We start from the raw sequence: 26,429 nt of genomic DNA, 5'->3' as shown, positions 1-26,429 counted from the left end.
GGCGGCTGAGCCCAAGCCCAGCTTGTCCTATAGTGGTTGTGGACGTTAGTCAGTATGGATACTCACTCATGCACCTACATTCACTATTTATTGCATTAGAGGTTCACTATGAAACGCTCAATAATTGCCAGTGTAATGATTTCCTCATCATTAATCGCCAATGTAGCGTTAGCCGAACAAACTGAGGTTATGGAAGTCATTACTGTAACCTACCGCGCACCGCTAGATTATGCCCTATATCAATATACGACAGAATGGCGCAGTCAATATAGAGTTGAAATCTATGACAGCATACAAGATCAAGCCAGAAGTAGCAGCCTTGCAATGGCCCGAGCCTTCGAAACGGCAGCCCTTGAACCTGCTTTCGACACAACGCCAACTTCAATGTTAACGGCAAAAACCTTTAGCCCGGAGTAATTTCTAATATATAACGCGCAAAAGGTAGCCAGAGTGATGCTCAAAGGGTAAAATGTCGCGCTATTTTTCCCAGTAATTGCAACCACGGCGCAAAACTGATGAGTAAGAAACTCCATATTAAAACTTGGGGCTGTCAGATGAATGAGTATGACTCATCAAAGATGGCCGACCTACTAGACGAATACCAAGGGTATACCTTAACGGATAATGCAGAAGAGGCGGATGTACTGCTGCTTAACACCTGCTCAATCCGTGAAAAAGCGCAAGAAAAGGTGTTTCACCAGCTTGGTCGCTGGAAAACCTTAAAAGATAAAAATCCAAGCCTTATCATTGGTGTTGGCGGCTGCGTTGCCTCGCAAGAAGGTAAGGCGATTAAAGACAGAGCCCAGTGTGTGGATCTGATCTTTGGGCCACAGACCTTGCACCGTTTGCCTGAAATGATTGACCAAATCCAGCAAGGCGGCAAAGCGGTTATCGATGTCAGTTTCCCTGAAATCGAGAAATTTGACCGCCTGCCAGAGCCACGTGCCGAAGGGCCAAGTGCCTTCGTATCGATTATGGAAGGCTGTAGCAAGTACTGCTCTTTCTGCGTAGTGCCATACACACGCGGTGAAGAGGTCAGCCGCCCGCTCGATGACGTCATTTTAGAGATCGCCCAATTAGCGGCTCAAGGAGTGCGTGAGGTCAATCTACTTGGCCAAAACGTGAATGCTTATCGTGGTGCTACTCACGACGATGACATTTGTACGTTTGCCGAACTGCTGCGCTATGTGGCAGCCATCGACGGTATTGACCGTATTCGTTTTACCACCAGCCATCCGATTGAATTTACTCAAGATATCATAGATGTATATGAAGATACCCCAGAATTGGTGAGCTTCCTGCACCTGCCTGTGCAGTCGGGCTCCGATCTGATTTTGACCCAGATGAAACGCGGTCATATGGCGATTGAATATAAATCTATCATTCGTCGTCTGCGCAAAGCACGTCCCGATATTCAGATAAGCTCTGACTTTATTATTGGCTTCCCCGGTGAGTCGAAACAAGATTTCGCTGACACCATGAAGTTGATAGAAGATGTGCAATTTGACCACAGCTTTAGCTTTATCTATAGCGCTCGTCCGGGCACGCCTGCGGCCGATCTGCCAGATGATGTCTCAATGGAAGAGAAAAAAGAGCGCTTAGCCATATTGCAAGACAGGATCACCCAGCAAGCGATGCGTTACAGTCGTCAAATGCTCGGGACCGTGCAGCGTATCTTAGTCGAAGGGCCATCGGTTAAAAACCCAATGGAGCTACGTGGACGCACCGAGAATAACCGCGTGGTGAACTTCGAGGGCGATCCTAAGCACATTGGCAGCTTTGTCGATGTTGAAATTGTCGACGTTTACACTAATTCATTACGCGGTATCTTTATCCGTGGTGAAGATGAGATGGATTTACGTCGCGATCTTCGTCCATCAGACATCTTAGCTAAGCACAAGAAAGATGATGAGCTAGGCGTCACCCAGTACATCCCTTAAACACTTGGGCGAGTGACAACCTAAGTTGAATCAAAGCGACTGTCATCACAGTCGCTTTTTTATTGCTCGCTCGACTTGCCAGTACACCTAGGCCACTACACCTGTGGTCCCCTTTGAATGGAATCGATCACTAAAATTAGCGTTAGCATTTCAACTTAATGCCTCGTAAACTGTCTGAATTAACCCTATTTGTGGATACAGACAAACATCATTTGGAGTTATTTTTGTCAAATAAATTAACCACCCTCAATTTGTATCTCGAACCCGCTGACAGCCGTAGGCTTGCATCGCTATGCGGCCCTTTTGATGACAACATCAAACAGTTAGAACGCCGCATCGGTGTTGAGATCAATTACCGCAACAACCATTTTCAAATTGTTGGCCTGCCACGCAACTGCTTAACCGCCAACAACTTACTCAAAGAGCTGTATGTTGAAACCCAGCCTGTACGAGGCAGTACTCCTGACTTAGAGCCAGATGCTGTTCATATGGCTATTCAAGCTGCCATCGCGCTAGAGGCCGACGCCCCCCGCGATGACAAAGAGCTGTATATAAAAACCAAACGCGGTGTCATTAAGCCAAGAAACCCCAACCAAAGTGATTATGTGGCCAATATCGTCCGCCATGACATCAGCTTTGGCGTTGGCCCTGCTGGTACGGGTAAAACCTACCTTGCGGTCGCCGCCGCAGTCGATGCCCTCGAGCGCCAAGAGGTAAGACGCATCTTACTGACGCGCCCTGCGGTTGAAGCCGGTGAGAAACTGGGCTTTCTGCCAGGTGATTTAAGCCAAAAGGTCGATCCGTATCTGCGCCCGCTATACGATGCACTATTTGAGATGATGGGCTTTGAAAAAGTCGAACGATTAATTGAACGCAGCGTTATCGAAGTGGCGCCACTTGCCTATATGCGCGGACGAACCCTAAACGATGCCTTTATCATCTTAGACGAAAGCCAAAATACCACCGTCGAGCAGATGAAGATGTTTTTAACCCGCATCGGTTTTAATTCGCGCGCCGTGATCACCGGCGATATTACTCAGATCGATCTGCCCAAGCACCAAAAATCAGGCTTGCGTCACGCCATTGAAGTCCTTAGTGATGTCGATGAGGTGAGCTTTAACTTTTTCCAAGCCAAAGATGTGGTGCGCCACCCCGTTGTGGCCCGAATTGTCGAAGCTTATGAAGCCCATGAGCAAAAAATGGCTAGCGAAAAAGCCAAGCGCGCAAGCCAATACCAAACCCAGGAACAAGCCCAACATGATGTCTGATCACCCTACTCTTGCATTGAGTCTCGACCTGCAAATTGCAACCGACAGCCAAGCGCTTCCGACTCAGGCACAATTTGAAACCTGGGTGCGCTTAGCACTGGGCAACACTATGGCCGAAGCTGAAATGACGATTCGACTGGTTGACATAGAAGAGAGCCAACGCTTAAATCATAGCTATCGCGGTAAAGACAAGCCGACAAATGTGCTATCATTCCCGTTTGAAGCGCCTCCAGAAGTGGAATTACCACTACTTGGCGATTTAGTGATCTGCGTACCCGTTGTCGAAGCTGAAGCAAAACAACAAGATAAAGCCTTAGAAGCCCACTGGGCTCATATGGTTGTACATGGTTGTCTGCATCTGCTAGGGTATGATCACATCGATGATAGCGAAGCAGAAGAGATGGAGTCCTTAGAGACTCAACTGATTGAAAGCCTAGGCTTTCCTAATCCTTACAAGGAGCAATAATTGGCTGTAATAGCCAGGAAATTACTATGAGCGATGACATCCCACCGAGTACCAACGCCCACAAGAAGGGCTGGTTTGAAAAAGTAAGTCAGTTATTCCAGGGCGAACCACAGAGTCGCGACGAGTTAGTGGAAGTGATCCACGATGCTGAGCTAAGAGAAGTGATTAGCGAAGACACTCGCGAGATGATAAAAGGTGTTTTAGAAGTTTCCGATCTGCGCGTGCGTGACATCATGATCCCACGAGCACAAATTGTGGCGCTAAAGATTGATAGTACAGTTGAAGAACTACTGTCGACAGTCATTGGTTCTGCACACTCTCGCTTTCCTGTCGTCAACGAAGATAAAGATCATATCGAAGGCATTTTACTTGCCAAAGATCTGCTTAAATACGGCTTTAAAAACAACGACGAACCTTTTTCTTTAGGGCAAGTGATCCGCCCTGCTGTTGTTGTGCCAGAGAGCAAGCGTGTTGATGTCTTATTAAAAGAGTTCCGTTCACAACGCTACCACATGGCGATTGTCGTCGATGAATATGGTGGCGTATCGGGCTTGGTGACGATTGAAGATATTCTCGAAGAGATTGTCGGTGAAATTGAAGATGAATTTGACCACGATTCGGCCGAAGAAACGGAAATCCGTCAAGTGGGCAAACAGCTTTATATGGTTAAAGCCTTAACGCCCATTGAAGACTTTAATGAAAAATTTGGTACTCACTTTAGTGACGAAGAATTTGATACTGTCGGTGGTTTGGTCTCCCATGCTTTTGGGCACCTGCCTGAACGTAATGAAAAGGTGATGATCGACGATATAGAATTTAAAGTCATTAGCGCCGATACCCGCAGACTGGTCCAACTCAGGGTTAAATTACCCGATAACCAAACTGACAACGATAACGACTAGTTTCGTATCCCCTTGATGAGGCTTAAATGCTGCTACCACTTAGGGCTATAGCCCATCAACCTTGGTTAAAACTGGTGCTCGCCTATCTGGCGGGTGCCAGCACTACCCTTGCGTTTGCTCCCTATGGCCTATGGCCTATCTATCTGGTTTCAATGGCCTTTGCCCTTAGTCAAAGCCAGCCACTCTCACCGAAGCTGACATTTTACTATTGGCTTAGCTTTGGCTTTGGCTGCTTCTCAGTAGGCATTAGCTGGGTGCACGTGAGCATGGACACCTTCGGCGGCCTGCCGCTGGCGGCCTCTATTGGATTAATGGCGTTATTGGCCCTGTATTTGGCACTGTATCCTGCGCTGGCAGGCTATTTACTGGCCAAGCTGACGCCGCAATCGCATTATCTGCGCAACCTATTACTCTTCCCTGCCCTTTGGATGCTCACCGAATGGTCTCGTGGCTGGGTATTGACGGGGTTTCCTTGGTTATGGGCCGGGTACAGCCAAACCAGCGGCCCGTTGAGTCCATTAGCCAGTGTGATCGGCGCACTCGGCCTCAGTTACCTAGTAGCACTGTTGGCTGGCGCGCTTGCGTTGCTGTTTAGCGCTCATAAAACATCATTGGCAAAGCGCGGCGCGCCTTTATTCATCATCGTATTAGTGGCCTGCTCAGCGAGCTACATGACTAAAGTACTGTCACCCATCACGCCTACCGGTAAACAGGTTAATGTCACCTTGGTGCAAGGCAATATTGCCCAAAGCATGAAATGGCAGCCCGAAGCCCTATGGCCCACCATGCTTAAATATATGGACTTGTCGCGACCTGAATTTGCTAATACCGATATTTTTATCTGGCCAGAGGCTGCAATTCCCGCTCCTGAAGATATGGTGAGTGATTTTCTCGACAATGCCAATCAGGTGGCCAATCTTAATAATAGCGCCATCATTACCGGCATTATCAGCCGTCAACAACAGCAGTTTTATAACTCGCTTATTGTCTTAGGCAATCACCAGGCGCCGATGCAAAGTAGCCCGGATTATCAAGCCAATGGAATTAATGAGTTTAGAAAGCATCACCTTCTCCCTATTGGTGAATTTGTGCCCTTTGAGTCCTTGCTACGCCCGCTAGCACCTTTTTTCAACTTACCCATGTCTTCATTTGCTCGCGGCGATTATCAGCAACCTAATCTCAATGCCCTAGGCCATCAAGTCGCGCCCGCTATCTGCTACGAAATAGCCTTTCCTGAGCAACTGCGCGCTAATGTGACCAACAACACCGAATTACTGCTGACGGTGTCTAACGACGCGTGGTTTGGCCGCTCAAATGGTCCTTTGCAGCATATGGAGATTGCCCAGATGCGCGCCATTGAGCTGGGTCGCCCCTTAGTCAGGGGCACCAATAATGGCGTCACCGCAGTGGTAAATGTTGATGGCGAGATCACCGCCAGCTTACCGCAATTTGAAACTGGGGTATTACACGCCAGTATCCCACTAATGACAGGGCAAACGCTGTTTAGCCGCTGGGGACAATGGCCAATATTGCTATTTAGTTGGGGCGTATTGGGGTATGTGATTGTGCGCCGATGGCTTGTGCGCTGAGCGATTATCAATTGCTCAGCGTACAGGTATGAAAATCAACTAAACACTAAGCTAAACATTAAGCTAACCACTTAGCCGTTTCGATAGTGATGGTAGCGCTAAGAACAAAGACTCATTAGCGCTACCGTGCCGCCGTTAAAGAGATTGATGACACTCATAAGCTAACCCTAAGGCGTTAGCGCCTCACGAGTAAACTGCCCGCAATCACACTCAGGGCAGTCGGGGATCACCCCTGGAAACTCAATGCGCATCTCATGGCCACAGGCGGTGCACACTAACGTCCCTTGCCCGATAATTTCACCACTCTGATACAGGCCATTATGTTTAAAGTCTTGCGTGACCTCATGCCACTCCACTTGGCTACGGTCAGTAATTTCACTTAACCAATGCCATAACGTATTTTCTACCGCGATAACTGTAGGGCTATGGCTTAAGTCGGTAGCATTTTTCTCTTGCAAGTAATCAGCGATATCACGTTTTAAAAATTGTTCGACTAAAGCTAACTCTTCCGCTTTAGCTTGTTGTTTGAGAGCCAAAAAGTCCTTACTGTTAGTGACAAGCTTATATAACTCCTTTACTGTCATAGAGTTATCGTCGGCAAAATCCAACTTAACCTGCGTGATCAGGGCCTGATAAAGCGATAGTAATTCGGCACTTCTTTGACTCATGTTCAATACTCCTTCATGCGAACCTTTTTAATGACTCACTTCTAGTTTATTCTATGCAGATCTCACTCGCGCACAACGTGCGCAAGATCAAATAATAGGCGACATGGCCGGGAATCATCAATGCAAGAGCAATATCTACCTTCAGAGATTGAAGCTAAGGTGCAGCAGCACTGGCAAGACACAAAAACATTTGAAGTAACCGAGGATGAAAGCAAGGAGAAGTTTTACTGCCTCTCGATGTTTCCATACCCTTCTGGCCGACTCCATATGGGCCATGTTCGCAACTACACCATAGGCGATGTAGTTGCACGTTACCAGCGTCTTCAGGGTAAAAATGTCCTACAACCTATCGGTTGGGACTCATTTGGCCTGCCAGCTGAAAATGCGGCAATCAATAACAAGACGGCGCCAGCTCCTTGGACTTACGAAAATATCGACTACATGAAAAACCAGCTGAAAATGCTGGGATTTGGCTACGACTGGAGCCGTGAAATCGCCACCTGTACCCCAGAGTACTACCGCTGGGAACAATGGTTCTTCACTAAGCTGTACGAAAAAGGCCTAGTCTATAAAAAGACCTCGGCGGTTAACTGGTGCCCCAACGATGAAACCGTACTCGCCAATGAGCAAGTACAAGACGGCTGCTGCTGGCGCTGTGACACCGAAGTGGTGCAAAAAGAGATCCCTCAGTGGTTTATTAAAATCACCGATTACGCCGAAGAGCTACTCAACGACATCGACCAACTCGATGAGTGGCCTGAGCAAGTTAAGACCATGCAGCGCAACTGGATTGGTCGCAGTGAAGGCATAGAGATGACCTTCCAAGTGGCTGATAGCGAGCAGAGTTTCGATATATATACCACGCGTCCCGATACAGTTATGGGTGTGACTTATGTGGCGATTGCCGCCGGTCACCCACTCGCTGAGCAAGCCGCGGCCAACAACCCTACACTTAAAGACTTTATCGAAGAGTGTAAAAATGCCGACACCACCGAGGCCGCTATGGCTGCGATGGAGAAAAAAGGCGTCGATACTGGTCTTAAAGCGATTCATCCACTCACGGGTAAGTTAGTGCCTATTTGGGCAGCTAACTTTGTGTTGATGAACTACGGTACTGGCGCGGTGATGTCGGTTCCAGGTCATGACCAACGCGACTATGAATTTGCCACTAAATATGGCCTGCCAATCGAGGGCGTGATTAAGCCAGTCGATGGTGAGCTTGATATTAGTAAAGAAGCTTATACCGAAAAAGGCATTGTGTTTAACTCTGGCGACGCATTCCCAGAGCTAGATGGTCTGGACTTCCAAGCGGCATTCGATGCCATCGATGCCAAGCTATCGAGCGAAGGAAAAGGTAAGCGCCAAGTTAACTTCCGTTTGCGCGACTGGGGAGTTTCTCGTCAGCGTTACTGGGGTGCTCCTATTCCTATGGTCACACTCGCCGATGGCACTGTAATGCCAACGCCAGAAGATCAACTGCCGGTCATCTTGCCAGAAGATGTGGTGATGGATGGTATTCAAAGCCCAATCAAGGCGGACAAAGAGTGGGCCAAGACTCAAGTTAATGGCCAAGAAGCATTCAGAGAGACTGACACCTTTGACACCTTTATGGAGTCATCTTGGTACTATGCTCGTTACTGCAGCCCGCACGCAGACCAGATGTTAGATCCTGCGAAAGCCAACTACTGGTTGCCTGTGGACCAATATATAGGTGGTATTGAGCACGCATGTATGCACCTGCTTTACTTCCGTTTTTTCCACAAGTTGCTGCGTGATATGGACTTAGTCAACAGTGATGAGCCAGCCAAACGCCTACTGACTCAAGGAATGGTGTTGGCCGATGCTTTCTACTACAACGACGAGAAAGGCGCCCGCGTTTGGGTTTCACCAAATGATGCCACCGTCACTGAAACGGACGACAAAGGCCGTATCGTTAAAGCGGTAGACAGCCAAGGCCATGAACTGGTTTATACCGGCATGAGCAAGATGTCTAAATCTAAAAATAACGGTATTGACCCACAAGAGATGGTCGATAAATACGGCGCCGATACCGTACGCTTGTTTATGATGTTCGCTGCGCCACCAGAGCTAACTCTGGAATGGCAAGAGTCGAGTGTTGAAGGCGCGCATCGCTTTATCAAGCGTTTATGGAAACTGGCACACGACCATGTCTCTCAAGGGCCGACCACGAGCTTAGATCTCACTGCGCTCAATCCAGCACAGAAAGAGCTGCGCCGCGAGCTGCACAAGACCATTGCTAAAGTGGGTGATGATATTGAGCGTCGTCAGATGTTTAATACCGCCATCGCCTCGGTAATGGAGTTGATGAACCGTCTGCAAAAAGCCCCAGCAGAGAGCGAGCAAGACCGCGCCTTAATGCAAGAAGCACTTTGCGCTGTGGTACGCCTACTGTACCCAATCATTCCGCACACGTGTTTCAGCCTATGGCAAGCTTTAGGGCACGAACAAGCGATTGAAGAGGTACTGTGGCCTGAAGTCGATCAAGCGGCGCTAGTGGAAGACAGTAAACTTATCATAGTGCAAGTTAACGGCAAGCTACGTGCTAAAATCACTGTCGCGGCCGATGCCGATAAAGACGCAGTTGAAGCTTTGGGTATGGCGCAAGAAGGCGTGATTAAACACACCGAAGGCAAAACCATACGTAAAGTGATTTATGTCCCTGGTAAGCTGCTCAATATCGTAGCAAGCTAACTGTCGCAAGCCCGGCACCTGAATAACCTTTGTGATTCAGGTGCTGCAATGCTCAGCCTATGTTGTTAGGCTGAGCATCATTACTTTAGGAAGAACAGACTCACTTATGTTTATTAAACGCCTGTGTTTCGCCCTGTTAACCCTGACCCTTTTGGCCACCAGCGGTTGCGGCTTTAAACTGCAGCGCAGTTACTCTATTCCCGATGCGCTAAAATCACTGCATCTTAGCAGTCAAGATCAATACAGCGAACTCACCCGCTTGGTACGTGAACGCTTACGTCTTAACAGCATCAATGTGGTTGACGCGAACGCGGCCTTACCCACGCTGAGCATCCTTAATGATTCACTCGACAGAACCACACTCTCCTTATATCCCACAGGGAATGTCGCCGAGTATGAGCTCAACTACCTAGTCTCATTTGCGGTGCAACTGCCTGAACGTGATGCACAGCGTTTTGAAGTGGCAATTCATCGCGACTACCTCGATGACCCGCGCACTGCACTGGCCAAAAGCCGTGAAATGGAACTGCTGGTTAAAGAGATGCGCATCCAAGCGGCTGACCAAATCATTCAAATTTTGGCTTCAATCGAGACCAATTAATGCGGGTTTATCCAGATCAATTAGCCAAACAGCTCACGCCATTAGCCCAATGCTATTTAGTCTTTGGCGATGATCCTTGGCTGTGCGAAACCAGTAAATCCTTAATTTACGCCCAAGCCAAACGCGACGGTTTCGAAGAGCGAATTCAACTCACCCAAGAAACAGGGTTTAATTGGCAAGACTTGCTCGAAGAGTGGAACACCATGAGCCTGTTCGCGAGCCGCCGCATTATTGAGTTGTTTTTACCCCAAGCCAAACCTGGCAGTGACGGCAGCGCACAGTTGCAAGCGTTAATGCAACACGATAACCCCGATATCTTATTGCTGCTTACCGGGCCCAAATTAGCCAGCGAACAGACTAAATCTAAGTGGTTTAAAAGTCTCGACGCTAAAGGCGTTTATATTCCGTGTACCACGCCTGAAGGCGCGCAATTTCAGCGCTGGCTGCAAGGCAGAATCAGTCACTTTAAGTTACGGCTGACCCAAGATGCACAGCAGATGCTGTTTAACCTATATGAAGGTAACTTGCTCGCCGCCGATCAAGCGTTGCAACTGCTGCAGTTGCTCAACCCTAACGATCTGATCGACAGCCAACAACTTGAACAGTACTTTGAAGATCAATCTCGCTTCACCGTTTTCCAGCTAGCCGATGTACTGCTTAATAATCAGCAAGATAAGGCGCAACATATGTTGTCGCAACTGCAGGCCGAAGGCGTAGCTATGCCGATTTTATTATGGAGCCAATTTAAAGAGCTGACCACGCTATTACAGCTAAAGCAGGCACAAGAGCTGGGCGGCAATGTCAGTAGCTTATGGAGCAAACTGCGTATTTGGGATAAACGTAAAACGTTATACCAAGCGGCGCTGTCGCGTTTAAGCCTAACGCAAATCGAAGCCATGCTGGCGTTTGCATCCAAAACAGAGCTAAGACTCAAACAACAAGGCGTCGAAGATTGGACCGCTTTGAGCCACCTATGCCTGTTGTACGATCCCAGCGCTCACGAGCACTTGAGCCATATCGAATTAGCATAAAATGAATATCGGCTTGCTCGGCGGCACTTTTGACCCGATCCACTATGGTCACATCACACCGTTACTTGAGGTGCAGCAAGCACTTGGATTAGACCAAGTGTGGCTAATGCCAAATAATATTCCGCCGCACAAGCCTCAGCCTATGTGCAGCACTGCACACCGGCTGCAAATGGCGCGCTTAGTCTGCCAGCAATACCCACAAATGCAGGTATGTGATATTGAAATTAAACGTAGCAGCCCGTCATATTCAGTGGCCACGCTTAAACGTTTACGTACGGCGCACCCTAATGATCAACTGCTATTTATTATGGGCATGGACTCATTTATCAACCTCCCTAGCTGGCATCAATGGCAGCAATTACTCGAGCTGTGCCATTTGGTGGTATGCCAACGACCGGGCTGGCAACTAGCAAGCGACTCTCCCATGCAGCAGTTACTTGAACAGCGCCGCGGCGATAAAACCAGCCTCGCCATCGCCACAGAGCGGGGGCAATATGGCGGGCTTATTCTGCCAGTGGCCATTACAGAGCAACCTTACTCGTCGACGCAAATAAGAAAGCAACTGGCTAACAACACCTTGCCCGCTGACGCCATGCCCAAAGTCGTTAGCGACTATATCGCCGAGCACCAGCTGTACCGTTGATCGCGATACAGGCGTTGCTATTGGCGTTCTAATTTGCTAAAAAATCCCCTGCTGATGCCGCCTATAGGCGATTACTTTGGCAAGATAACCTGTTATACTGCCCCGCTGTCAAAAATGAATGAGGAAAACCGCGTGCAAAGCGCCGAGCTAAAACAATTTGTCATCGACAAAGTCGAAGATTTAAAAGCAAGAGATATCACAGTATTAGATGTGAGTGAGCAATCAAATATCACCGATTTTATGGTGGTGTGCTCAGGAACATCTAAGACTCACGTAAAAGCAATTGCTGAAAACGTGGTACTAGAAGCTAAACGTGCCAACCTACACATCAATGGTGTTGAAGGTCGTGATAGCAGCGAATGGGTTCTCGTCGACCTAGGCGATGTTATTGTGCATGTGATGCAAGACAAGACTCGTGATTTTTACCAGCTTGAAAAGCTGTGGTCTGAAAAGCCAGAGTAATGAAGTTACAGTTAGTTGCCGTTGGCACCCGTATGCCCAGTTGGGTCACCACAGGATTTGAAGAGTATCAGCGCCGTTTTCCACGGGATATGCCTTTCGAATTAACTGAGATCCCAGCGGGTAAACGTGGAAAAAATGCCGATATAGCTCGAATTCTTCATAAAGAAGGCGAGCTGATGCTAGCGGCGATACCGAAAGGTAATCATATCGTTAGCCTCGATCTCCCCGGCAAAAACTGGACAACACCAGAACTGGCAACCCAGCTTAGCCGGTGGCAACATGATGGACGCGACGTAAGCTTACTGATTGGTGGTCCAGAAGGACTTGCCCCCGCCTGTAAGCAAGCGGCGACCCAAAGCTGGTGCCTTTCAGCACTGACATTACCTCACCCCTTGGTTAGGGTATTGGTGGCTGAGAGCCTTTATCGGGCCTGGAGCGTCAACAATAACCATCCCTATCATCGAGAATAACCCTTGCGCTCCTATGCCCGTAGGACACCACAGGATAGGCTAATGATTACGAACACCAACTTACTGCTGGAGAGAGTATAATTGGCGCCACGTAAACGGATGGCGATGCATAACCATGCCGCCGAAGCCTCGCTGTTCAAGCGAAGAGCTATTTTTACTTTCGTATGTGTCGTGGTGTTATTGTGCATCCTGTTCACCAATCTCTATCAGTTACAGGTCCTCTCTTACACCGATTATGAAACCCGCTCCAATGACAATCGCATTCGAGTGGTTCCTGTTGCACCGAGTCGCGGCCTGATTTATGACCGCCATGGGCAACTGCTGGCAGAAAATCAGCCCTTCTTCTCACTTGAACTTATTCCTGAAAAAGTCACTGACGTAGCCTCGACCCTCGATGTGCTTAACGCGGTGATTGAGATCAGTAGCGATGAACGAGAAAATCTGCTGGAAGCCTTAAAATATCATCGCCGCTTTAAGCCTATTACGGTTAAAAACCGCCTGACAGAAGAGCAAGTCGCCGCCTTCAGTGTTAACCAACATCGCTTCCCCGGATTTTCTATCGATGCAGGCCTTAAACGTCACTACCCTTACAACGGTTTGATGACCCATGTACTTGGCTATGTCGGCCGGATCAACAACCGCGATCAAGCAGCCCTACAAAGCGCTGGCTTATGGAAAAATTATGCCGCCACCAAAGACATTGGTAAGCAGGGCATTGAAAAGTTTTATGAGAATTTGTTACACGGCACGCCAGGCCACCTAGAGGAAGAGGTCAATAATCGCGGCCGCACCATTAGGACCCTCAAGTCGGTCGCACCGATACCAGGCCAAGATATCCACCTCACCTTAGATCTGCAGCTGCAAAAAAAGGCCATGGAGCTATTAGACGGCAGACGCGGCTCTATAGTGGCTATCGATCCCCGCGATGGCGGAATATTAGCCATGGTATCTAGCCCAACTTACGATCCGAACCAATTTGTACACGGCATTAGCTCTAAAGCCTATGGCGAGCTGCTTAACTCGCGCTCACGCCCCTTAATTAACCGCGCCACCCAAGGGCAATATGCACCGGCCTCAACGGTGAAACCTCATATGGCGCTATTGGGCTTAGAAGATAAAGTCGTCACCGCCAAAACCCGCGTCTGGGACCCGGGCTTTTGGCAGATCCCCAATGTCGATCATAAGTATCGCGATTGGAAACGCTGGGGCCATGGCTGGGTTGATGTCAATGGTGCGCTCGTGCACTCCTGCGACACCTACTTCTATGATTTAGCTTATAAAACTGGCATCGATAAGATGAGCCACTTTATGCACCAATTTGGCTTTGGTGAACGTACCGGAGTGGATATTTTCGAGGAATCGGCCGGCATTATGCCCTCTCGCGAATGGAAGCGGGCTAAGTATAATCAGCCTTGGTATATAGGTGACACCATTTCAGTTGGGATAGGCCAAGGGTATTGGACCACCACCCCGCTACAGCTTGCTAATTCAACGGCTATCTTAGCCAATAATGGCCAGCGATTTGTGCCTCACCTGCTTAAATCGGTGGAAAACGACACGACCAAGGTCGATACCTTGATCGATAAAATGCCCCCACTGGAACTGAAAGATCCCCGCAATTGGGAGATCATCAACACCGCCATGAAGGACACGGCGCATAAATCGCGCTTTGTCGACGCCGGTTACACAGCCGCGATGAAAACCGGTACGGCACAGGTATTTACCGTGGCAGAAGATGAAAAATATGATGCCGACACCATTGATGAGCACCTGCGCGATAATGCGCTAATCATTGCTTATGCGCCCTATGAGTCACCCAAAATTGTATTAGCCGTGGTACTCGAAAATGCCGGCTGGGGTGGCGCTAATGCAGGCCCAGTCGCACGCGCCTTACTCGATGAATATATTCTCAGAGATGAGCCTGCCACCATCACCGCCGGAGCGCCGCACCATGACCGCCCATAGCCACCGCCCTAACATCTGGCAACGTTTACATATAGACCTGCCCCTGCTGTTGGGGATCTTGGCACTGATGTGCTTTGGCCTATTTGTTATATATTCTGCTGGCGGTGAAGATATTGCCCTGATGGAACGTCAATTAGTGCGTATCGGCCTGTCACTGGCCATCATGCTATTTGTGGCGCAGATCAACCCTGAAGTTCTCAGGCGCTGGGCATTTCCTATCTATATTGCCGGGATAGTACTGTTGCTGGGGGTGCATTTTTTTGGTGAGATCAACAAGGGGGCTCAGCGCTGGTTAAACTTGGGCTTTATGGAGTTTCAACCCTCAGAGCTGATTAAACTGGCCTTCCCCATCACTATGGCCTGGTATATCAGTAAGTTTCCGCTACCACCAAAGAAGCGTTATCTAGCGGGAGCAGGGGTGTTACTGTTGATCCCGACGTTGTTGATTGCCAAACAACCAGACTTAGGCACCTCAATTTTAGTGGCCGCATCAGGGATATTTGTACTGTTTTTGTCAGGCATGAGTTGGGCGATTGTCGGCAGCTTTGTCGGCGGCGTACTCGCCATGTTACCCGTGCTGTGGTTTTTCTTAATGCACGACTATCAACGCACGCGGGTATTAACCCTACTCGATCCTGAAAAGGATCCCTTGGGCGCAGGCTACCATATTATTCAGTCGAAAATTGCTATTGGCTCAGGAGGCTTATGGGGCAAGGGCTGGCTAGAAGGGACTCAGTCACAACTGGAATTCTTACCCGAGCGCCATACCGATTTTATCTTCGCGGTCATTGGTGAAGAGTTTGGCTTAATCGGTAGCCTATTGTTATTGGCGCTCTATTTATATGTGATTGGCCGCGGCTTAGTAATTGCAGCGCGGGCACAAACCAGTTTTGCCCGTTTACTCGCTGGCAGTATTACTTTAACCTTCTTTGTGTATATTTTTGTCAACATAGGCATGGTGTCGGGTATTTTACCTGTAGTCGGTGTGCCATTACCCTTAATTAGTTACGGTGGTACCTCGATGCTGACGCTGATGACAGGCTTTGGTATCTTAATGAGCATCCATACCCATAGACGTTTTGTCGACCGATAACGGAGCACAGAGTGAAGCTAAGATTGCCCCTCATTGCCATTATGGCAGCCCTTACACTGGGCCTTGACTCGCCAACGACCCATGCTGCAACTGTGGTAGCAGCCGATGGTGATATTCGCACCGCTAAGCAAGCTTTTATTCAAACACAACTCGATGCAGGATTTACCCAGCAAGAGATTGAGCAGTTTCTTGCCAAGGCTAATTATAACCAAAAAGTGATTGATGCAATCACCACCCCATGGGAAGCCAAGCCTTGGCACCTTTATCAGCCTATCTTCCTGACCGAACAACGCCTAGCAAAGGGCCTCGAATTTTGGCAGCGTTATGCCGACACCATAACCAAGGCGGCCAATGAGTTTCAGGTTGAGCCCGAGATCATTGTGGCCATTATCGGTATCGAAACCTTTTACGGGGGCTACTTAGGTAATTACCCTGTAGTTGATGCTCTTTACACTTTAGGCTTTCACTACACTCCAAGAGCGAGCTTCTTTAGTAAAGAACTGGCTAATCTGCAAATGCTCGCCAAAGAGGAGCAGCTGGATATTGCCAACCTAAAGGGCTCGTATGCAGGCGCAATGGGGTTTGGTCAATTTATTCCCTCTAGCTATCGCCATTACGCAGTGGATTTTGATAATGATGGCCAGCGTGACTTAATTGGCAATCCCATCGACGCCATTGGCAGTGTTGCCAACTACTTTCATCAACATCATTGGCGTAAAGGTGACCCTGTGGCATTGCCATTGACCAATCATGCGCTGCCAGAACATTTAAATGTGTGGCAAGGTGAAAAGTTGCATTATCGAGTGGCCGATATACTCTCGCCACAGATAGCACTGGGGCAAAATACCGATTTAGATATCAGCCAACCGGCGATGATAGTAGAACTGGAGCAAGCCGAGCAAACCGATTATTGGTTAGGATTGCACAATTTTTATGTGATCACCCGTTATAATCGTAGCCCCTTGTACGCCATGGCTGTGTATCAATTCAGCCAACAACTTAAAGACGCTTATGCGAAATAATTACCGCTTTTATCACAATAGTCGCCAGCTGTATCATGCCAGCATAATTGCATTGATTTTACTGCTGACAGCATGTTCATCAAGCAGCGATCGGCGCTATAAAATGAACGATGATGCGGCGCCTAACAACACCCCAGATGTCACTAAGGTCGAAGATGCACATCCTAAATTTGAACCCTACAGCCGGGGTGGGAACAGTAAGAGTTATACGGTACGCGGCAAAACCTATCGCGTACTCGATACGGGGAAAGGCTACCAACAAGCAGGCATAGCGTCATGGTATGGTGCTAAGTTTCATGGCCACCTCACCTCTAATGGTGAAACCTATGATATGTATTCGATGTCGGCGGCTCACAAAACCTTGCCTATACCCAGTTACGCTAAAATCACTAACTTAGCCAACAACAAGAGCGTTGTTGTTCGGGTTAACGATCGCGGTCCGTTCCATGATGAGCGTTTGATTGATTTATCTTACGCCGCCGCTCATCGACTCGATATGCTTAAAACCGGTACGGCCAGGGTTAATGTAGAAGTGATTTATATCGAGAGCCCAGAATCAACCGCCCTTGCCGAACTAAAAAATACCGATTTACATTACGTGCAAGTGGTAGCGTCTTCAGACAAACAACGCATCACTCAGCTTGGAAACCAGTTAGCCAACCAATACCAGGTAAAGACGCGTATTTTGCAAGCGGGTAACTTGTATAAACTTCAACTAGGCCCCATTGGCCGCCAACAAATAGCCACAGAGTTACATCAAACCCTGCAGCAAAACGGTTTTCCTCAAAGCTATGTCGTTACAGAGTAGGTGAATAATCGACTCAATTGAATGAAGATTAATGAACCTTCACTGATTTACACGGTCGACTAATGTTATACTCGAGCAGATAGCAGCTTTCTTTTCGCATTCAACTAAAAGACGTGCCTTTTTAATATGAAATTGATCAATCAATACGCAAAATCACTGTTCCTTTTGACCTCACTCTCCTTTACCACAGCCAGCGCCGCACCAGTGGTGACACCTGATGCGCCTAAGGTCGCTGCTAAAGCCTATATTTTAATGGATTACCATTCTGGTCAAATCATTGCTGAAGAAAATGCCTATGAAAGCTTAAATCCAGCCAGCTTGACCAAAATGATGACCAGTTACGTCATCGGTCATGAGATCAAAGTGGGCAACATCTCACCCGACGATCAGGTCACTATTAGTAAAAAAGCGTGGTCTAAAAACTTTCCCGATTCGTCAAAGATGTTTATCGAGGTGGGTAAACAGGTGTCTGTAGACGATCTTAATCGCGGGATCATTATTCAATCGGGTAACGATGCTTGCGTTGCGATGGCTGAACATATTGCTGGTACAGAAGATGGCTTTGTCGACCTGATGAATTCATGGGCCAAGCAGCTCGGCATGACCGACAGTTACTTTGAAAACTCCCACGGTCTCGACTCTGAAAATCATAAAACGACCGCTTATGATATGGCGATTCTTGGCGCAGCACTTATCCGTGATGTACCAGAAGAGTACCGCGTTTACTCAGAAAAATCATTTACCTACAATGGCATAAAACAATACAACCGTAACGGATTGTTGTGGGACAAAAGCTTAAATGTCGATGGCATCAAAACTGGCCATACTTCAGGCGCAGGCTACAATCTTGTCACTTCAGCAACTAAAGACGGTATGCGTCTTATTTCAGTTGTCATGGGCACCGCTAGCGAGTCAGCACGTAAAGCTGAAAGCAAAAAGCTACTCAATTATGGCTTCCGTTTCTTCGAAACAATTACCCCATACCAAGCTGGTGACAGTTTTGTGACCCAAAAAATTTGGTACGGTGATAGAGAAGCCGTTGATTTGGGCGTGACTACAGACACCCCAATTACCATCTACCGTGGCCAGGCACAAAACCTCCAAGCTAACTTTGAGCTCAATAAAGAACTTACCGCGCCACTCGCCAAAGGTGAAGTTGTCGGACGGCTCTATTTCCAGCTTGATGGTAAAGATGTCGCCCAATTCCCGCTGGTCACCTTACAAGAAGTTAAAGAAGGCAGCTGGTTCAGTAAGTTAATGGACTATTTCAAGCAGATGTTTGCCAGTTGGTTCAACTAACTTAATTGTACGAAACTAAGGTCACCTCTGGGTGGCCTTTTTGTTTTACCTTACTGGGGTTGAATTAGGTATAATGCGCCCCATTTATTACCTCATCTATTTCGGCAAGAGATTAAAACCAATGTTAGACACTAAGTTTCACGAGCTCATGGAGTTCCCAGCAGCATTTCCATTTAAAGTTGTCGGTGATGCAAGAGACACACTGGCCGATGATGTGGTTGCAGTAGTGCAACGCCATGTGCCTGGTGATTATATTCCGACCACTAAAGCGTCGAGCAAGGGCACTTATAACTCCATCACCATCAAAGTGACGGTTAGCAGTAAAGAGCAAATCGAGACGCTTTACGTTGAATTAGCCGCAATTGATGGTGTTAAGCGCGTACTCTAATCCAGCGCCATACAAGAAGAAGTGTGATCTATATTACATTTCTTAATTTCGCGCGTATAATAAGCGCACAAAATGCTAAGGGGAGAGGTTGCCCTTGAAGGATAAGGTTTTACACATTCGTCATCTTGGTCGTCAAGATTACGAATCGGTATGGCATGCCATGCAGCATTATACCGATACTCGCGATGAACACAGCCAAGATGAACTATGGGTAGTAGAGCACCCTGCCGTTTTTACCCAAGGTCAAGCCGGTAAGAGCGAGCACATACTTAACCCTGGTGACATCCCCGTTATTCAAGTCGACAGAGGTGGTCAAGTGACCTACCACGGGCCTGGACAACTGGTAGCGTATCCTTTACTGGATATCAAGCGTCTCAAAATTGGGGTGCGCCAACTGGTGACCGATATAGAGCAAAGCATCGTCAGTATGCTGGCGATGTATGATATCAAGGCGTATCCTAAAGCCGATGCGCCAGGTGTCTATGTCGATGAGCGTAAAATAGCCTCTCTCGGATTACGTATCCGCAAAGGATGCTCGTTTCATGGCCTTGCACTTAATGTCGATATGGATATGTCCCCATTTCAACGCATCAACCCCTGTGGGTATGCGGGTTTAGAGATGGCGCAATGCAAACCGTTAAACGGACCTCAAACTGTTATAGAAGCTGGTGAAAAACTTATCCAAACCTTTAGCCAAACACTGGGCTATCATCATTTAGAACATCATCAAGGGTTAGCAAAGTCATATGAATAGGCCTGAAAGACTACAACCGGGAGTTAAGTTACGTGACGCCGATAAGGTCTCACGCATTCCTGTTAAGATCGTGCCTTCAGAGCGCGAAACAATGTTACGTAAACCCGATTGGTTAAGGGTAAAATTACCCGCTTCTAATCAGCGTATTATCGACATCAAACAAGCACTGCGTAAAAACGGTTTGCACTCTGTCTGCGAAGAAGCATCTTGCCCTAACTTAGCAGAGTGCTTTAACCATGGGACAGCTACCTTCATGATTTTGGGTGCTATTTGTACTCGCCGCTGTCCATTTTGTGACGTAGCCCATGGCCGACCACTAAAGCCTGATGCCGAAGAGCCCGTCAAGCTTGCACAAACGATTCGCGATATGAAGCTCAAATATGTGGTGATCACTTCTGTCGATCGTGACGATCTTAGAGACGGTGGAGCACAACATTTTGCCGACTGCATTCGTGAAATTCGGATATTAAATCCAGAGATCAAAATTGAGATTCTCGTGCCTGACTTCAGAGGCCGTATTGATGCGGCGCTGGACATATTAGCCACTGAGCCACCTGATGTGTTTAACCACAACTTAGAAACGGCGCCTAAGCACTATCGTAAGGCCCGTCCTGGCGCCAACTATCAATGGTCACTGGATCTGCTGAAGAAATTTAAAGAGCGTCATCCATCAATACCAACGAAGTCTGGATTGATGATGGGACTTGGTGAAACCAACGAAGAGATCGCTGAAGTATTGCAAGATCTGCGCGCTCATAACGTCGAGATGCTCACGCTAGGGCAATATCTTCAGCCATCTAAGTTTCACCTACCTGTAGAACGTTATGTTCCGCCTGCGGAGTTTGACGAACTAAGAGAGTTTGCCGAAAAGATAGGCTTTACCCATGCAGCATGTGGCCCAATGGTTCGCTCTAGTTACCATGCCGATCTGCAAGCGCAAGGCAAAGAAGTTAAATAAGCGCTTCTTTTAACCACAACAAGTTTTAATCTAAAAATAGCGCCGCAAGGCGCTATTTTTATCACAATATTTGTTGCAAGCAAGCCTATAATAATCGCTCCATCAACACCGCATCTTCCTTGCCTAGCTCATGTTGATAATAGTTAACCCGTAAACCAGTACGAACAAAACCCGCCATTTCATACAAACGGATCACCGCAGAGCTCGATGCCCTGACCTCTAACATTATCCGCTCTGCACCACCAGAGGCCGCTAAATCGACAACAGCATCTAATAACACTCTACCAAGTCCTTTGCCTTGATTTTCTGGTGACACGCAGATATCCATCAAGGTGGCGTCCTCAAATAACAAGTGCAAAATGGCAAACCCTACGAGGTCGCCATCAACCTCAAGACCAATAACATGATAGAAACGCCCAAAGCAACTCTCAAGCGTTGCTATAGACATAGGAAATTGATGACAGCGTTGCTCAATTTCAGCAACGTTGGCCACATCTGCCAGCGATAAAGCCCTTAACTTATAATGCATGCTGTTGCTCGCATATCGATTGCCAAAGCGCTCGCTTAGCCTGAACGTCACGCTCAAGCTCATTCAAAGGGGCAGAGCTGATAACAGAGTTCACTTTAGGCAGCTTTAACTTACGCATATCCCAAAGAATATTTTGTTGTAATTTAGTGCTTAGTTGAACTTGTGCGGGTTCTACATCGACAAGCCTAAGCACAATTTGGATGATCGGATGACTGAGATCGAATTGCGCACCATGATCTAGCAGAATAATAGCCGTAGGCAATACATTATTAGCATCGGTCCAACGGGTTACCCCCATCGCGTCCAAATAATCGTCTCTATTCAAGTTCACTCCAACCAATCCAAATACGACCCAAGAATACCAGTTACACAGTTAGAATGTCACTGGAGTATAAAGCAAGTTGTTAAACACGAGGAAGATGGCAAACACTGTGACAGGTATTAACGCAGTAAACGTGTCAATCGACATCCACGTTTAATAAAAGCAGAAAAGCAAAAAGCCGTTCATTTCTGAACGGCTTCTTTAATTTGGCAGGGGTGGCAGGACTCGAACCCGCAACCATCGGTTTTGGAGACCGCCACAAGACCAAATGATGTTATTCTACGCCAGTTGAAACCTGAGGGTTTCATTGAATAATTATATTAATTACATATAGTTAAATCATTACGTTTAAAAATTCATTTTCAACGGATTTAAGTCATTTTTCAGCGATTTAGTGCCCACGGCGATTATTTTGGTCACCGATTTTGGTATAAAAATTCTATTTATTTTCACAAAGAGATACCGAAAAAGGAGCTTGGTTAGACCATATTCTAGAGTTGGATAGCACAAAATCATGCCTTTGCTAAACACATATACAACTGACCACTGTCGAACTTGGAGGTTTGCCCTTAAGCAAGCCTCCAATAGAGAATAATTATTGAGCTGTGTAGTAATGCTTTTTACCCAAGGGTCTATATTGATTAACTGTTCAAGGCTTTCGGGCCGAGTAACTGATCAAGTTGCGGGGTTGTATAGTGACTTTACCACGATGTTGGTTTACAGGTGGAATACCGGAGCAACGGCAGTAGTTGACTTTGCTAGCTCAGTGATGGGTGATCCTGAATTTATGCAAGGTGTCGCCGATAGCGTATCAATGGGGTCAACGAGTGCTTCAGCGGCTATTGGTAACATGCTGTACGCAATGAAAGAGCAAGTATACTCAACGATAAATAGCATGTTGCCTAAAGAACTTGGAAAGCTGTTGTTTAAAAAAGCGACTGAGGAAGAAGTAAAAAAAGAAGCGGCTCAAGAAGTAGGGACTGGTAAGCCCCTTGAACATCGTTATTGCTCGAAATTGAATCAAATGCTAAAATTTAAGGTAAGGACATCCTTATGAGTAACTATATAGTGTCACCTGAAACGTTTATTTTATATTCATTAGCTGTTTTTTCTGTTGCGACCTTAATGTTGGTTGCAGTAGGTTGGTTTGCCGCCGAGTTCGATAGAAGCAAGCAACCTAAGAAATAAATCAGTTAAAATATTTAACCCTAGAGGGACACTCCCTCAAGGGCTTGTGTTCCTCTAAATTGGAGAAACACATGAACAATCGAAAATCCTTATCTTCTCAAGCTGCCTACTTGCGCAGACGCAAACAGAAGATTCTAAAAAAACTTAAACAAATTCACGATACGAAACGAACTGACTCTGAAATGAGCCAGATGATGAATATGTCTATCCGAGACTGCAATGTATCGCTAAAAACAACTCATCAGCTCCAAGCTAAGCTTACGTGATCACAATGCACTGATCGGAGAAGCTTTGGCTGGTGTAAAAGCGATGAACAAAGTCATAGAGCCAAGTATGCCTGTTAGACAGACAACTGCATAAACTCGGAAAACCTTAGTATAGCTGCATCTCAAGCAGTTATTTGATCAACAAGGCCGCTCAATGCATATCATTCACAGACTATCGACTCTCCATTTTCTACTATGCGAACGTTATCAAAATAGCTTGAAAACTTGTCACGGTTGAGAGTATGAATTGGTACTAAAACCTTGGGTGATATATTACCTGCGAAGCTCTGTAAGTGCTCTAGGTAAGCATGACCACTCGTATGAATGTATTGCCATGACTCCTGATATTTATTGGCTATCTCTGCAAACTTAGGCTGCTTACTTTGATAACCTAACCACATAGAGTAGATAAGTTTAGGTTTTACCCCTTTTTCTTTAAATGAGTCAAGGTAGGGGGTCATTGCATAGGGAGATAATCTGAATACGTAGTTAGTCCCCTTCAGCTTACTAAGATTCACATGGCGGTTGCTGTATCGCAGGAAATCATCACCAAATTCAGACTTAATGATAGCTAGTTGGGATTGAGGAAATATCACTTTTAGGTGATCATTTTTATGTGGTGGTAAGCTAGGGGAGTACTTCTTTAGCGCCTCAAGCAAGTAAAGTTGGTATAGATCGATAACTAGCTCTTTTCCTGTGCGTTTAGTTGCGTTATAGAGGCTTACAATTCGATCAATATTGCTACCTGAGGCTGAAACAAAAGCTGGCCCATCACCCTCATTAAGGGCCGAAACCATAGCATCTTCAACCGAAACTTCAGTAGGAAATTGTAGCGAGTGCCCTCCATTAAGGGTCGTTCCCTCAAGCAGCATTAAATCAGGCTGCTTCACATTTGCGTAGATGTAATCGCTAACCTGTGACTTTCTGCCATGCCCACGAAAATCCCCAGTGTAATATACCTGCTTACCATCAACCTCTATTAAAAGACTACATGCGCCAAAGGCTGAATGATCCATTAAAAATGCCGTTACTGTGAATGGACCAACTTGAAATGGTTTTCCAGGAGTGAACTGTCGACACTGCTCCAGTGAACTAAATCGCAATGCTTCAGGGTAAAACAAGTTGCCAATAGTCATCATAGAGTAACTACTATCTGACAGGTATATATTTGAGCTTTTAGGTAATGATCTCAGTAGACCATAATGGTCTGGATGTGCATGGGATAAGAGATAAGCCAAAGGAGGTCTAGTATCTTGCTGTTGAATATCAAGCAAAATACCATTTTCCATCGATGGGCTTGAAGCCAAGTCTGCATCAATCGATACTCCTGTGCTATCCATGAGAGGAGCACCGTAATCTAACACAATGCTATCTTCGCCATGGTTTATTTTTACGCAACTACCACCAATGGTATCTGCTCCACGCAATATAGTTACTGAGATCTGTGGCATTAAAACTGCTCCTTACTCTGAAGTTTGTAACAGCTGCCTTCAGTCATTATCTGCATGGTTACTTTATTTTCAATTAGCTTCTTTTCATAACGAGACCAGTTATTTTTCTTATCCTGTACCTCGTTATAATAAATCAGTAACCTTGGCTCACTATCGATAACTAGCCGTGGTATGTCCCCACTTTCATCTTCTTCCATATTAGCGACGTCTTCAATAATCGACGCCACAGATTTATTTGCTAGCTTGGTTATCTTGGTCAGTACTTGGCAAGCGTTAACAAATGCTACTTTTAACTGCTTTTGACGGTTGTCACTATTTAGAAAGGCTCTATAACGCCCCAACTGTTCAAGTACCTTAGAAATGTCACTATCTGGCCCCCAACGTTTATCAGTCGTGAGCTTAGCTTCCCAAAAAACAATATGTACTAAACCGTCGCGCTGCTCTAGCGATACCAAATCAATTCGGTAAGCCTTACCCGGTAACCCCACCTCCATATCAACAACATCGCCGTTAGCTGCAACCACCTTTTCTACAAAGCTTTTTTCATCATCATCTTTTATTTTTGTATCCTTAGCGCAACCAATCCACTTTTTTAACGTCTGGCTGCCTTGGTAACTGACACTGTCTTTTTCGTTCTCAGGATTAATGATTCCTGGTTCATTTCCATTCAATTTGACGTATTTCTGCGGCTTAGCACCTGGAAATACATATTTAATATGTAGCTTTGAGTACAACTCTTTTTTACGGTTAAAACCAATATAGGCAATAGCTTGCCCCCTGTGATAAAAATTGAGGTAATTTTCACGTACAGCTAAGCGAAGTCCAAAGTCACCTAACTCTTCGCCAGCTGGCATTAGTCGTTGCAGCAGATCCTGCCACCATTCTGGGTTTTCTTTAGGTAACTGATTAAGATCGAATTTTCTCGCAAAAGGTTTTGTCATACAGATTACTCACTCCCCACTAGAGTTATAGAGTTAAAGTTCGGCTTTTCAGCGCTAGGGTTACTACCTGGGTTAGAAATAATCCTGTTTTTAAATTTACTAAAGCGAGCATGGGGCTGATGAACATGGCCGCATAGAACATACTTTGCCTGCAACTCACCAAACTTGATAGCGGCTCGGATATCTTGGCAGCCCCAGTCTTCACCACCCTGCATAGCGACTTTGAGCTTAGATGGCGGGACGTGGTGTAGTAATACGTCACAATATCTAAACTTATGAAAGTTAAGACTTTCGTATGGTATACAGCCAAAGTAAAAACCACCTATCTCGACAATATTACCATCAAGGTAGAGATGATCTTTTTTCAACCTGCTAAGCCAACGTGCTGATGGCTGCTCATCATTTTCAAACTCTATTTGATCATGATTACCCGAGCAGATAAATGTAGGAATACTTAGTGTAAGCGTCCATTGCTTGATCCACTCAATTTGCTCCTCACTGCTTAAAGTCTGATTCAAGGAATCATCGAGCAGATCACCACTGATACACAACACATCATAATTGCACGATTGCTCTGTTACCCATTCAAATTGAGCTTGATTGAAATGCAGATCAGATACGTGCAGTACCTTCACCGAACAGCCAAGAGTAGGCTTAATAACATGAGTCATTTAAAGCTCATCCGTATAAATT

28 protein-coding genes and 1 pseudogene are annotated in these 26,429 nt (G+C 46.6%); 23 read left to right on the top strand and 6 right to left on the bottom strand.

Features of this window, described 5'->3' with window-relative positions; translation table 11 throughout:
- The first annotated feature begins 108 nt into the window (after positions 1–108).
- The 6 genes from AC5YB1_RS06285 (at position 109) to lnt (ending at position 6,165) form a co-directional block, all read left to right on the top strand.
- Entirely contained in the window at positions 109–417 is a 309-nt protein-coding gene (locus tag AC5YB1_RS06285; RefSeq protein WP_494521149.1) for a hypothetical protein, read from the top strand.
- Positions 418–515: 98 nt separating this feature from the next.
- Positions 516–1,940 carry a tRNA (N6-isopentenyl adenosine(37)-C2)-methylthiotransferase MiaB gene (miaB, locus tag AC5YB1_RS06280; RefSeq protein ID WP_475514596.1) on the top strand — a complete coding sequence of 475 codons (1,425 nt, stop codon included), beginning with the start codon at positions 516–518 and terminating at the stop codon, positions 1,938–1,940.
- Positions 1,941–2,164: 224 nt separating this feature from the next.
- Complete coding sequence (locus tag AC5YB1_RS06275) at positions 2,165–3,208, top strand: PhoH family protein (protein ID WP_475514597.1); 1,044 nt, start codon at positions 2,165–2,167, stop codon at positions 3,206–3,208.
- Positions 3,198–3,674: an rRNA maturation RNase YbeY gene (gene ybeY / locus AC5YB1_RS06270; RefSeq protein WP_110457829.1), complete on the top strand. Its 477-nt coding sequence runs from the start codon at positions 3,198–3,200 to the stop codon at positions 3,672–3,674. The genes AC5YB1_RS06275 and ybeY overlap by 11 nt, the downstream gene beginning before the upstream one ends.
- Positions 3,675–3,700: 26 nt before the next feature.
- Complete coding sequence (gene corC / locus AC5YB1_RS06265; RefSeq protein WP_110457830.1) at positions 3,701–4,576, top strand: CNNM family magnesium/cobalt transport protein CorC; 876 nt, start codon at positions 3,701–3,703, stop codon at positions 4,574–4,576.
- A 26-nt stretch (positions 4,577–4,602) separates the two neighbouring features.
- Positions 4,603–6,165, top strand: coding sequence for an apolipoprotein N-acyltransferase (gene lnt / locus AC5YB1_RS06260; RefSeq protein WP_494521148.1), 1,563 nt, complete (start codon positions 4,603–4,605; stop codon positions 6,163–6,165).
- A gap of 167 nt (positions 6,166–6,332) precedes the next feature.
- On the opposite strand, the gene AC5YB1_RS06255 is transcribed toward lnt, so the two are convergent.
- On the bottom strand, positions 6,333–6,833 hold the full coding sequence (locus AC5YB1_RS06255; protein ID WP_494521147.1) for a zinc ribbon-containing protein: 501 nt from the start codon (positions 6,831–6,833) through the stop codon (positions 6,333–6,335).
- Between the two features lie 120 nt (positions 6,834–6,953).
- Here AC5YB1_RS06255 and leuS point away from each other — a divergent pair, with 120 nt between their 5' ends.
- From leuS to lipA, 14 genes are all read left to right on the top strand, one after another.
- Complete coding sequence (leuS, locus tag AC5YB1_RS06250) at positions 6,954–9,545, top strand: leucine--tRNA ligase (protein WP_494521146.1); 2,592 nt, start codon at positions 6,954–6,956, stop codon at positions 9,543–9,545.
- Positions 9,546–9,651: 106 nt separating this feature from the next.
- On the top strand, positions 9,652–10,146 hold the full coding sequence (locus AC5YB1_RS06245) for an LPS-assembly lipoprotein LptE (protein ID WP_475514602.1): 495 nt from the start codon (positions 9,652–9,654) through the stop codon (positions 10,144–10,146).
- Positions 10,146–11,177 carry a DNA polymerase III subunit delta gene (holA, locus tag AC5YB1_RS06240; protein WP_494521145.1) on the top strand — a complete coding sequence of 344 codons (1,032 nt, stop codon included), beginning with the start codon at positions 10,146–10,148 and terminating at the stop codon, positions 11,175–11,177. Before AC5YB1_RS06245 ends, holA begins: the two co-directional genes overlap by 1 nt.
- Before the next feature lies 1 nt (position 11,178).
- Complete coding sequence (gene nadD / locus AC5YB1_RS06235; RefSeq protein WP_475514604.1) at positions 11,179–11,820, top strand: nicotinate-nucleotide adenylyltransferase; 642 nt, start codon at positions 11,179–11,181, stop codon at positions 11,818–11,820.
- A gap of 132 nt (positions 11,821–11,952) precedes the next feature.
- Positions 11,953–12,282, top strand: a complete 330-nt coding sequence (gene rsfS / locus AC5YB1_RS06230) for a ribosome silencing factor (RefSeq protein WP_110457874.1) — start codon at positions 11,953–11,955, stop codon at positions 12,280–12,282.
- Complete coding sequence (gene rlmH / locus AC5YB1_RS06225; RefSeq protein WP_119978369.1) at positions 12,282–12,752, top strand: 23S rRNA (pseudouridine(1915)-N(3))-methyltransferase RlmH; 471 nt, start codon at positions 12,282–12,284, stop codon at positions 12,750–12,752. The genes rsfS and rlmH overlap by 1 nt, the downstream gene beginning before the upstream one ends.
- A gap of 81 nt (positions 12,753–12,833) precedes the next feature.
- Positions 12,834–14,717, top strand: a complete 1,884-nt coding sequence (gene mrdA, locus AC5YB1_RS06220; RefSeq protein WP_494521144.1) for a penicillin-binding protein 2 — start codon at positions 12,834–12,836, stop codon at positions 14,715–14,717.
- A complete protein-coding gene (rodA, locus tag AC5YB1_RS06215) occupies positions 14,704–15,810 on the top strand; it encodes a rod shape-determining protein RodA (RefSeq protein WP_494521594.1) in 1,107 nt (368 codons plus the stop codon). Before mrdA ends, rodA begins: the two co-directional genes overlap by 14 nt.
- Before the next feature lie 41 nt (positions 15,811–15,851).
- Positions 15,852–16,832 (top strand): lytic murein transglycosylase B, encoded by a 981-nt coding sequence (mltB, locus tag AC5YB1_RS06210; RefSeq protein WP_494521593.1) that lies wholly within the window; start codon positions 15,852–15,854, stop codon positions 16,830–16,832.
- The gene (locus AC5YB1_RS06205) at positions 16,822–17,640 is read left to right on the top strand and encodes a septal ring lytic transglycosylase RlpA family protein (RefSeq protein WP_494521143.1); all 819 of its coding nucleotides are present in this window, start codon (positions 16,822–16,824) and stop codon (positions 17,638–17,640) included. Before mltB ends, AC5YB1_RS06205 begins: the two co-directional genes overlap by 11 nt.
- Positions 17,641–17,766: 126 nt before the next feature.
- Positions 17,767–18,939, top strand: a complete 1,173-nt coding sequence (locus AC5YB1_RS06200) for a serine hydrolase (protein ID WP_494521142.1) — start codon at positions 17,767–17,769, stop codon at positions 18,937–18,939.
- Positions 18,940–19,060: 121 nt separating this feature from the next.
- A complete protein-coding gene (gene ybeD, locus AC5YB1_RS06195; protein ID WP_494521141.1) occupies positions 19,061–19,327 on the top strand; it encodes a DUF493 family protein YbeD in 267 nt (88 codons plus the stop codon).
- A 94-nt stretch (positions 19,328–19,421) separates the two neighbouring features.
- Positions 19,422–20,081 (top strand): lipoyl(octanoyl) transferase LipB, encoded by a 660-nt coding sequence (gene lipB, locus AC5YB1_RS06190; protein ID WP_494521140.1) that lies wholly within the window; start codon positions 19,422–19,424, stop codon positions 20,079–20,081.
- Positions 20,074–21,039: a lipoyl synthase gene (gene lipA / locus AC5YB1_RS06185; protein ID WP_110457843.1), complete on the top strand. Its 966-nt coding sequence runs from the start codon at positions 20,074–20,076 to the stop codon at positions 21,037–21,039. Before lipB ends, lipA begins: the two co-directional genes overlap by 8 nt.
- Before the next feature lie 85 nt (positions 21,040–21,124).
- Here the strand turns inward: lipA and rimI are convergent, their stop codons facing one another.
- Positions 21,125–21,568: a ribosomal protein S18-alanine N-acetyltransferase gene (rimI, locus tag AC5YB1_RS06180; protein ID WP_494521139.1), complete on the bottom strand. Its 444-nt coding sequence runs from the start codon at positions 21,566–21,568 to the stop codon at positions 21,125–21,127.
- Positions 21,558–21,899, bottom strand: a complete 342-nt coding sequence (locus AC5YB1_RS06175) for a DNA polymerase III subunit psi (RefSeq protein ID WP_494521138.1) — start codon at positions 21,897–21,899, stop codon at positions 21,558–21,560. The genes rimI and AC5YB1_RS06175 overlap by 11 nt, the downstream gene beginning before the upstream one ends.
- A 604-nt stretch (positions 21,900–22,503) precedes the next feature.
- Here AC5YB1_RS06175 and AC5YB1_RS06170 point away from each other — a divergent pair.
- The 3 genes and pseudogenes from AC5YB1_RS06170 to AC5YB1_RS06160 all read left to right on the top strand — a co-directional run.
- Positions 22,504–22,947 carry a hypothetical protein gene (locus tag AC5YB1_RS06170; protein ID WP_041420582.1) on the top strand — a complete coding sequence of 148 codons (444 nt, stop codon included), beginning with the start codon at positions 22,504–22,506 and terminating at the stop codon, positions 22,945–22,947.
- Positions 22,944–23,078, top strand: a complete 135-nt coding sequence (locus AC5YB1_RS06165; RefSeq protein ID WP_269204142.1) for a hypothetical protein — start codon at positions 22,944–22,946, stop codon at positions 23,076–23,078. Before AC5YB1_RS06170 ends, AC5YB1_RS06165 begins: the two co-directional genes overlap by 4 nt.
- Positions 23,079–23,282: 204 nt before the next feature.
- Positions 23,283–23,438: pseudogene (locus AC5YB1_RS06160) on the top strand (IS5/IS1182 family transposase); the annotation flags it as partial.
- A 67-nt stretch (positions 23,439–23,505) separates the two neighbouring features.
- Here the strand turns inward: AC5YB1_RS06160 and AC5YB1_RS06155 are convergent.
- The 3 genes from AC5YB1_RS06155 to AC5YB1_RS06145 are packed head-to-tail and all read right to left on the bottom strand — an operon-like array spanning position 23,506 to position 26,407.
- On the bottom strand, positions 23,506–24,795 hold the full coding sequence (locus AC5YB1_RS06155; protein WP_494521137.1) for an MBL fold metallo-hydrolase: 1,290 nt from the start codon (positions 24,793–24,795) through the stop codon (positions 23,506–23,508).
- Positions 24,795–25,736, bottom strand: coding sequence for a hypothetical protein (locus AC5YB1_RS06150; protein ID WP_494521136.1), 942 nt, complete (start codon positions 25,734–25,736; stop codon positions 24,795–24,797). The genes AC5YB1_RS06155 and AC5YB1_RS06150 overlap by 1 nt, the downstream gene beginning before the upstream one ends.
- Before the next feature lie 5 nt (positions 25,737–25,741).
- The gene (locus AC5YB1_RS06145; protein WP_011919772.1) at positions 25,742–26,407 is read right to left on the bottom strand and encodes a metallophosphoesterase family protein; all 666 of its coding nucleotides are present in this window, start codon (positions 26,405–26,407) and stop codon (positions 25,742–25,744) included.
- Between the last annotated feature and the right edge of the window lie 22 nt (positions 26,408–26,429).

The sequence above is a fragment of the Shewanella sp. 433 genome (assembly GCF_059338565.1).
This window is presented reverse-complemented; position numbering and strand designations above follow the sequence as displayed.

Coding starts and splice junctions, on each gene's coding strand:
- AC5YB1_RS06285 (WP_494521149.1), top strand. CDS start 109: ATGAAACGCTCAATAATTGCCAGTGTAATGATTTCCTCATCATTAATC.
- miaB (WP_475514596.1), top strand. CDS start 516: ATGAGTAAGAAACTCCATATTAAAACTTGGGGCTGTCAGATGAATGAG.
- ybeY (WP_110457829.1), top strand. CDS start 3,198: ATGATGTCTGATCACCCTACTCTTGCATTGAGTCTCGACCTGCAAATT.
- corC (WP_110457830.1), top strand. CDS start 3,701: ATGAGCGATGACATCCCACCGAGTACCAACGCCCACAAGAAGGGCTGG.
- lnt (WP_494521148.1), top strand. CDS start 4,603: ATGCTGCTACCACTTAGGGCTATAGCCCATCAACCTTGGTTAAAACTG.
- AC5YB1_RS06255 (WP_494521147.1), bottom strand. CDS start 6,833: ATGAGTCAAAGAAGTGCCGAATTACTATCGCTTTATCAGGCCCTGATC.
- leuS (WP_494521146.1), top strand. CDS start 6,954: ATGCAAGAGCAATATCTACCTTCAGAGATTGAAGCTAAGGTGCAGCAG.
- AC5YB1_RS06245 (WP_475514602.1), top strand. CDS start 9,652: ATGTTTATTAAACGCCTGTGTTTCGCCCTGTTAACCCTGACCCTTTTG.
- holA (WP_494521145.1), top strand. CDS start 10,146: ATGCGGGTTTATCCAGATCAATTAGCCAAACAGCTCACGCCATTAGCC.
- nadD (WP_475514604.1), top strand. CDS start 11,179: ATGAATATCGGCTTGCTCGGCGGCACTTTTGACCCGATCCACTATGGT.
- rlmH (WP_119978369.1), top strand. CDS start 12,282: ATGAAGTTACAGTTAGTTGCCGTTGGCACCCGTATGCCCAGTTGGGTC.
- rodA (WP_494521594.1), top strand. CDS start 14,704: ATGACCGCCCATAGCCACCGCCCTAACATCTGGCAACGTTTACATATA.
- mltB (WP_494521593.1), top strand. CDS start 15,852: ATGGCAGCCCTTACACTGGGCCTTGACTCGCCAACGACCCATGCTGCA.
- AC5YB1_RS06205 (WP_494521143.1), top strand. CDS start 16,822: ATGCGAAATAATTACCGCTTTTATCACAATAGTCGCCAGCTGTATCAT.
- AC5YB1_RS06200 (WP_494521142.1), top strand. CDS start 17,767: ATGAAATTGATCAATCAATACGCAAAATCACTGTTCCTTTTGACCTCA.
- ybeD (WP_494521141.1), top strand. CDS start 19,061: ATGTTAGACACTAAGTTTCACGAGCTCATGGAGTTCCCAGCAGCATTT.
- lipA (WP_110457843.1), top strand. CDS start 20,074: ATGAATAGGCCTGAAAGACTACAACCGGGAGTTAAGTTACGTGACGCC.
- rimI (WP_494521139.1), bottom strand. CDS start 21,568: ATGCATTATAAGTTAAGGGCTTTATCGCTGGCAGATGTGGCCAACGTT.
- AC5YB1_RS06170 (WP_041420582.1), top strand. CDS start 22,504: ATGCTTTTTACCCAAGGGTCTATATTGATTAACTGTTCAAGGCTTTCG.
- AC5YB1_RS06165 (WP_269204142.1), top strand. CDS start 22,944: ATGAGTAACTATATAGTGTCACCTGAAACGTTTATTTTATATTCATTA.
- AC5YB1_RS06155 (WP_494521137.1), bottom strand. CDS start 24,795: ATGCCACAGATCTCAGTAACTATATTGCGTGGAGCAGATACCATTGGT.
- AC5YB1_RS06150 (WP_494521136.1), bottom strand. CDS start 25,736: ATGACAAAACCTTTTGCGAGAAAATTCGATCTTAATCAGTTACCTAAA.
- AC5YB1_RS06145 (WP_011919772.1), bottom strand. CDS start 26,407: ATGACTCATGTTATTAAGCCTACTCTTGGCTGTTCGGTGAAGGTACTG.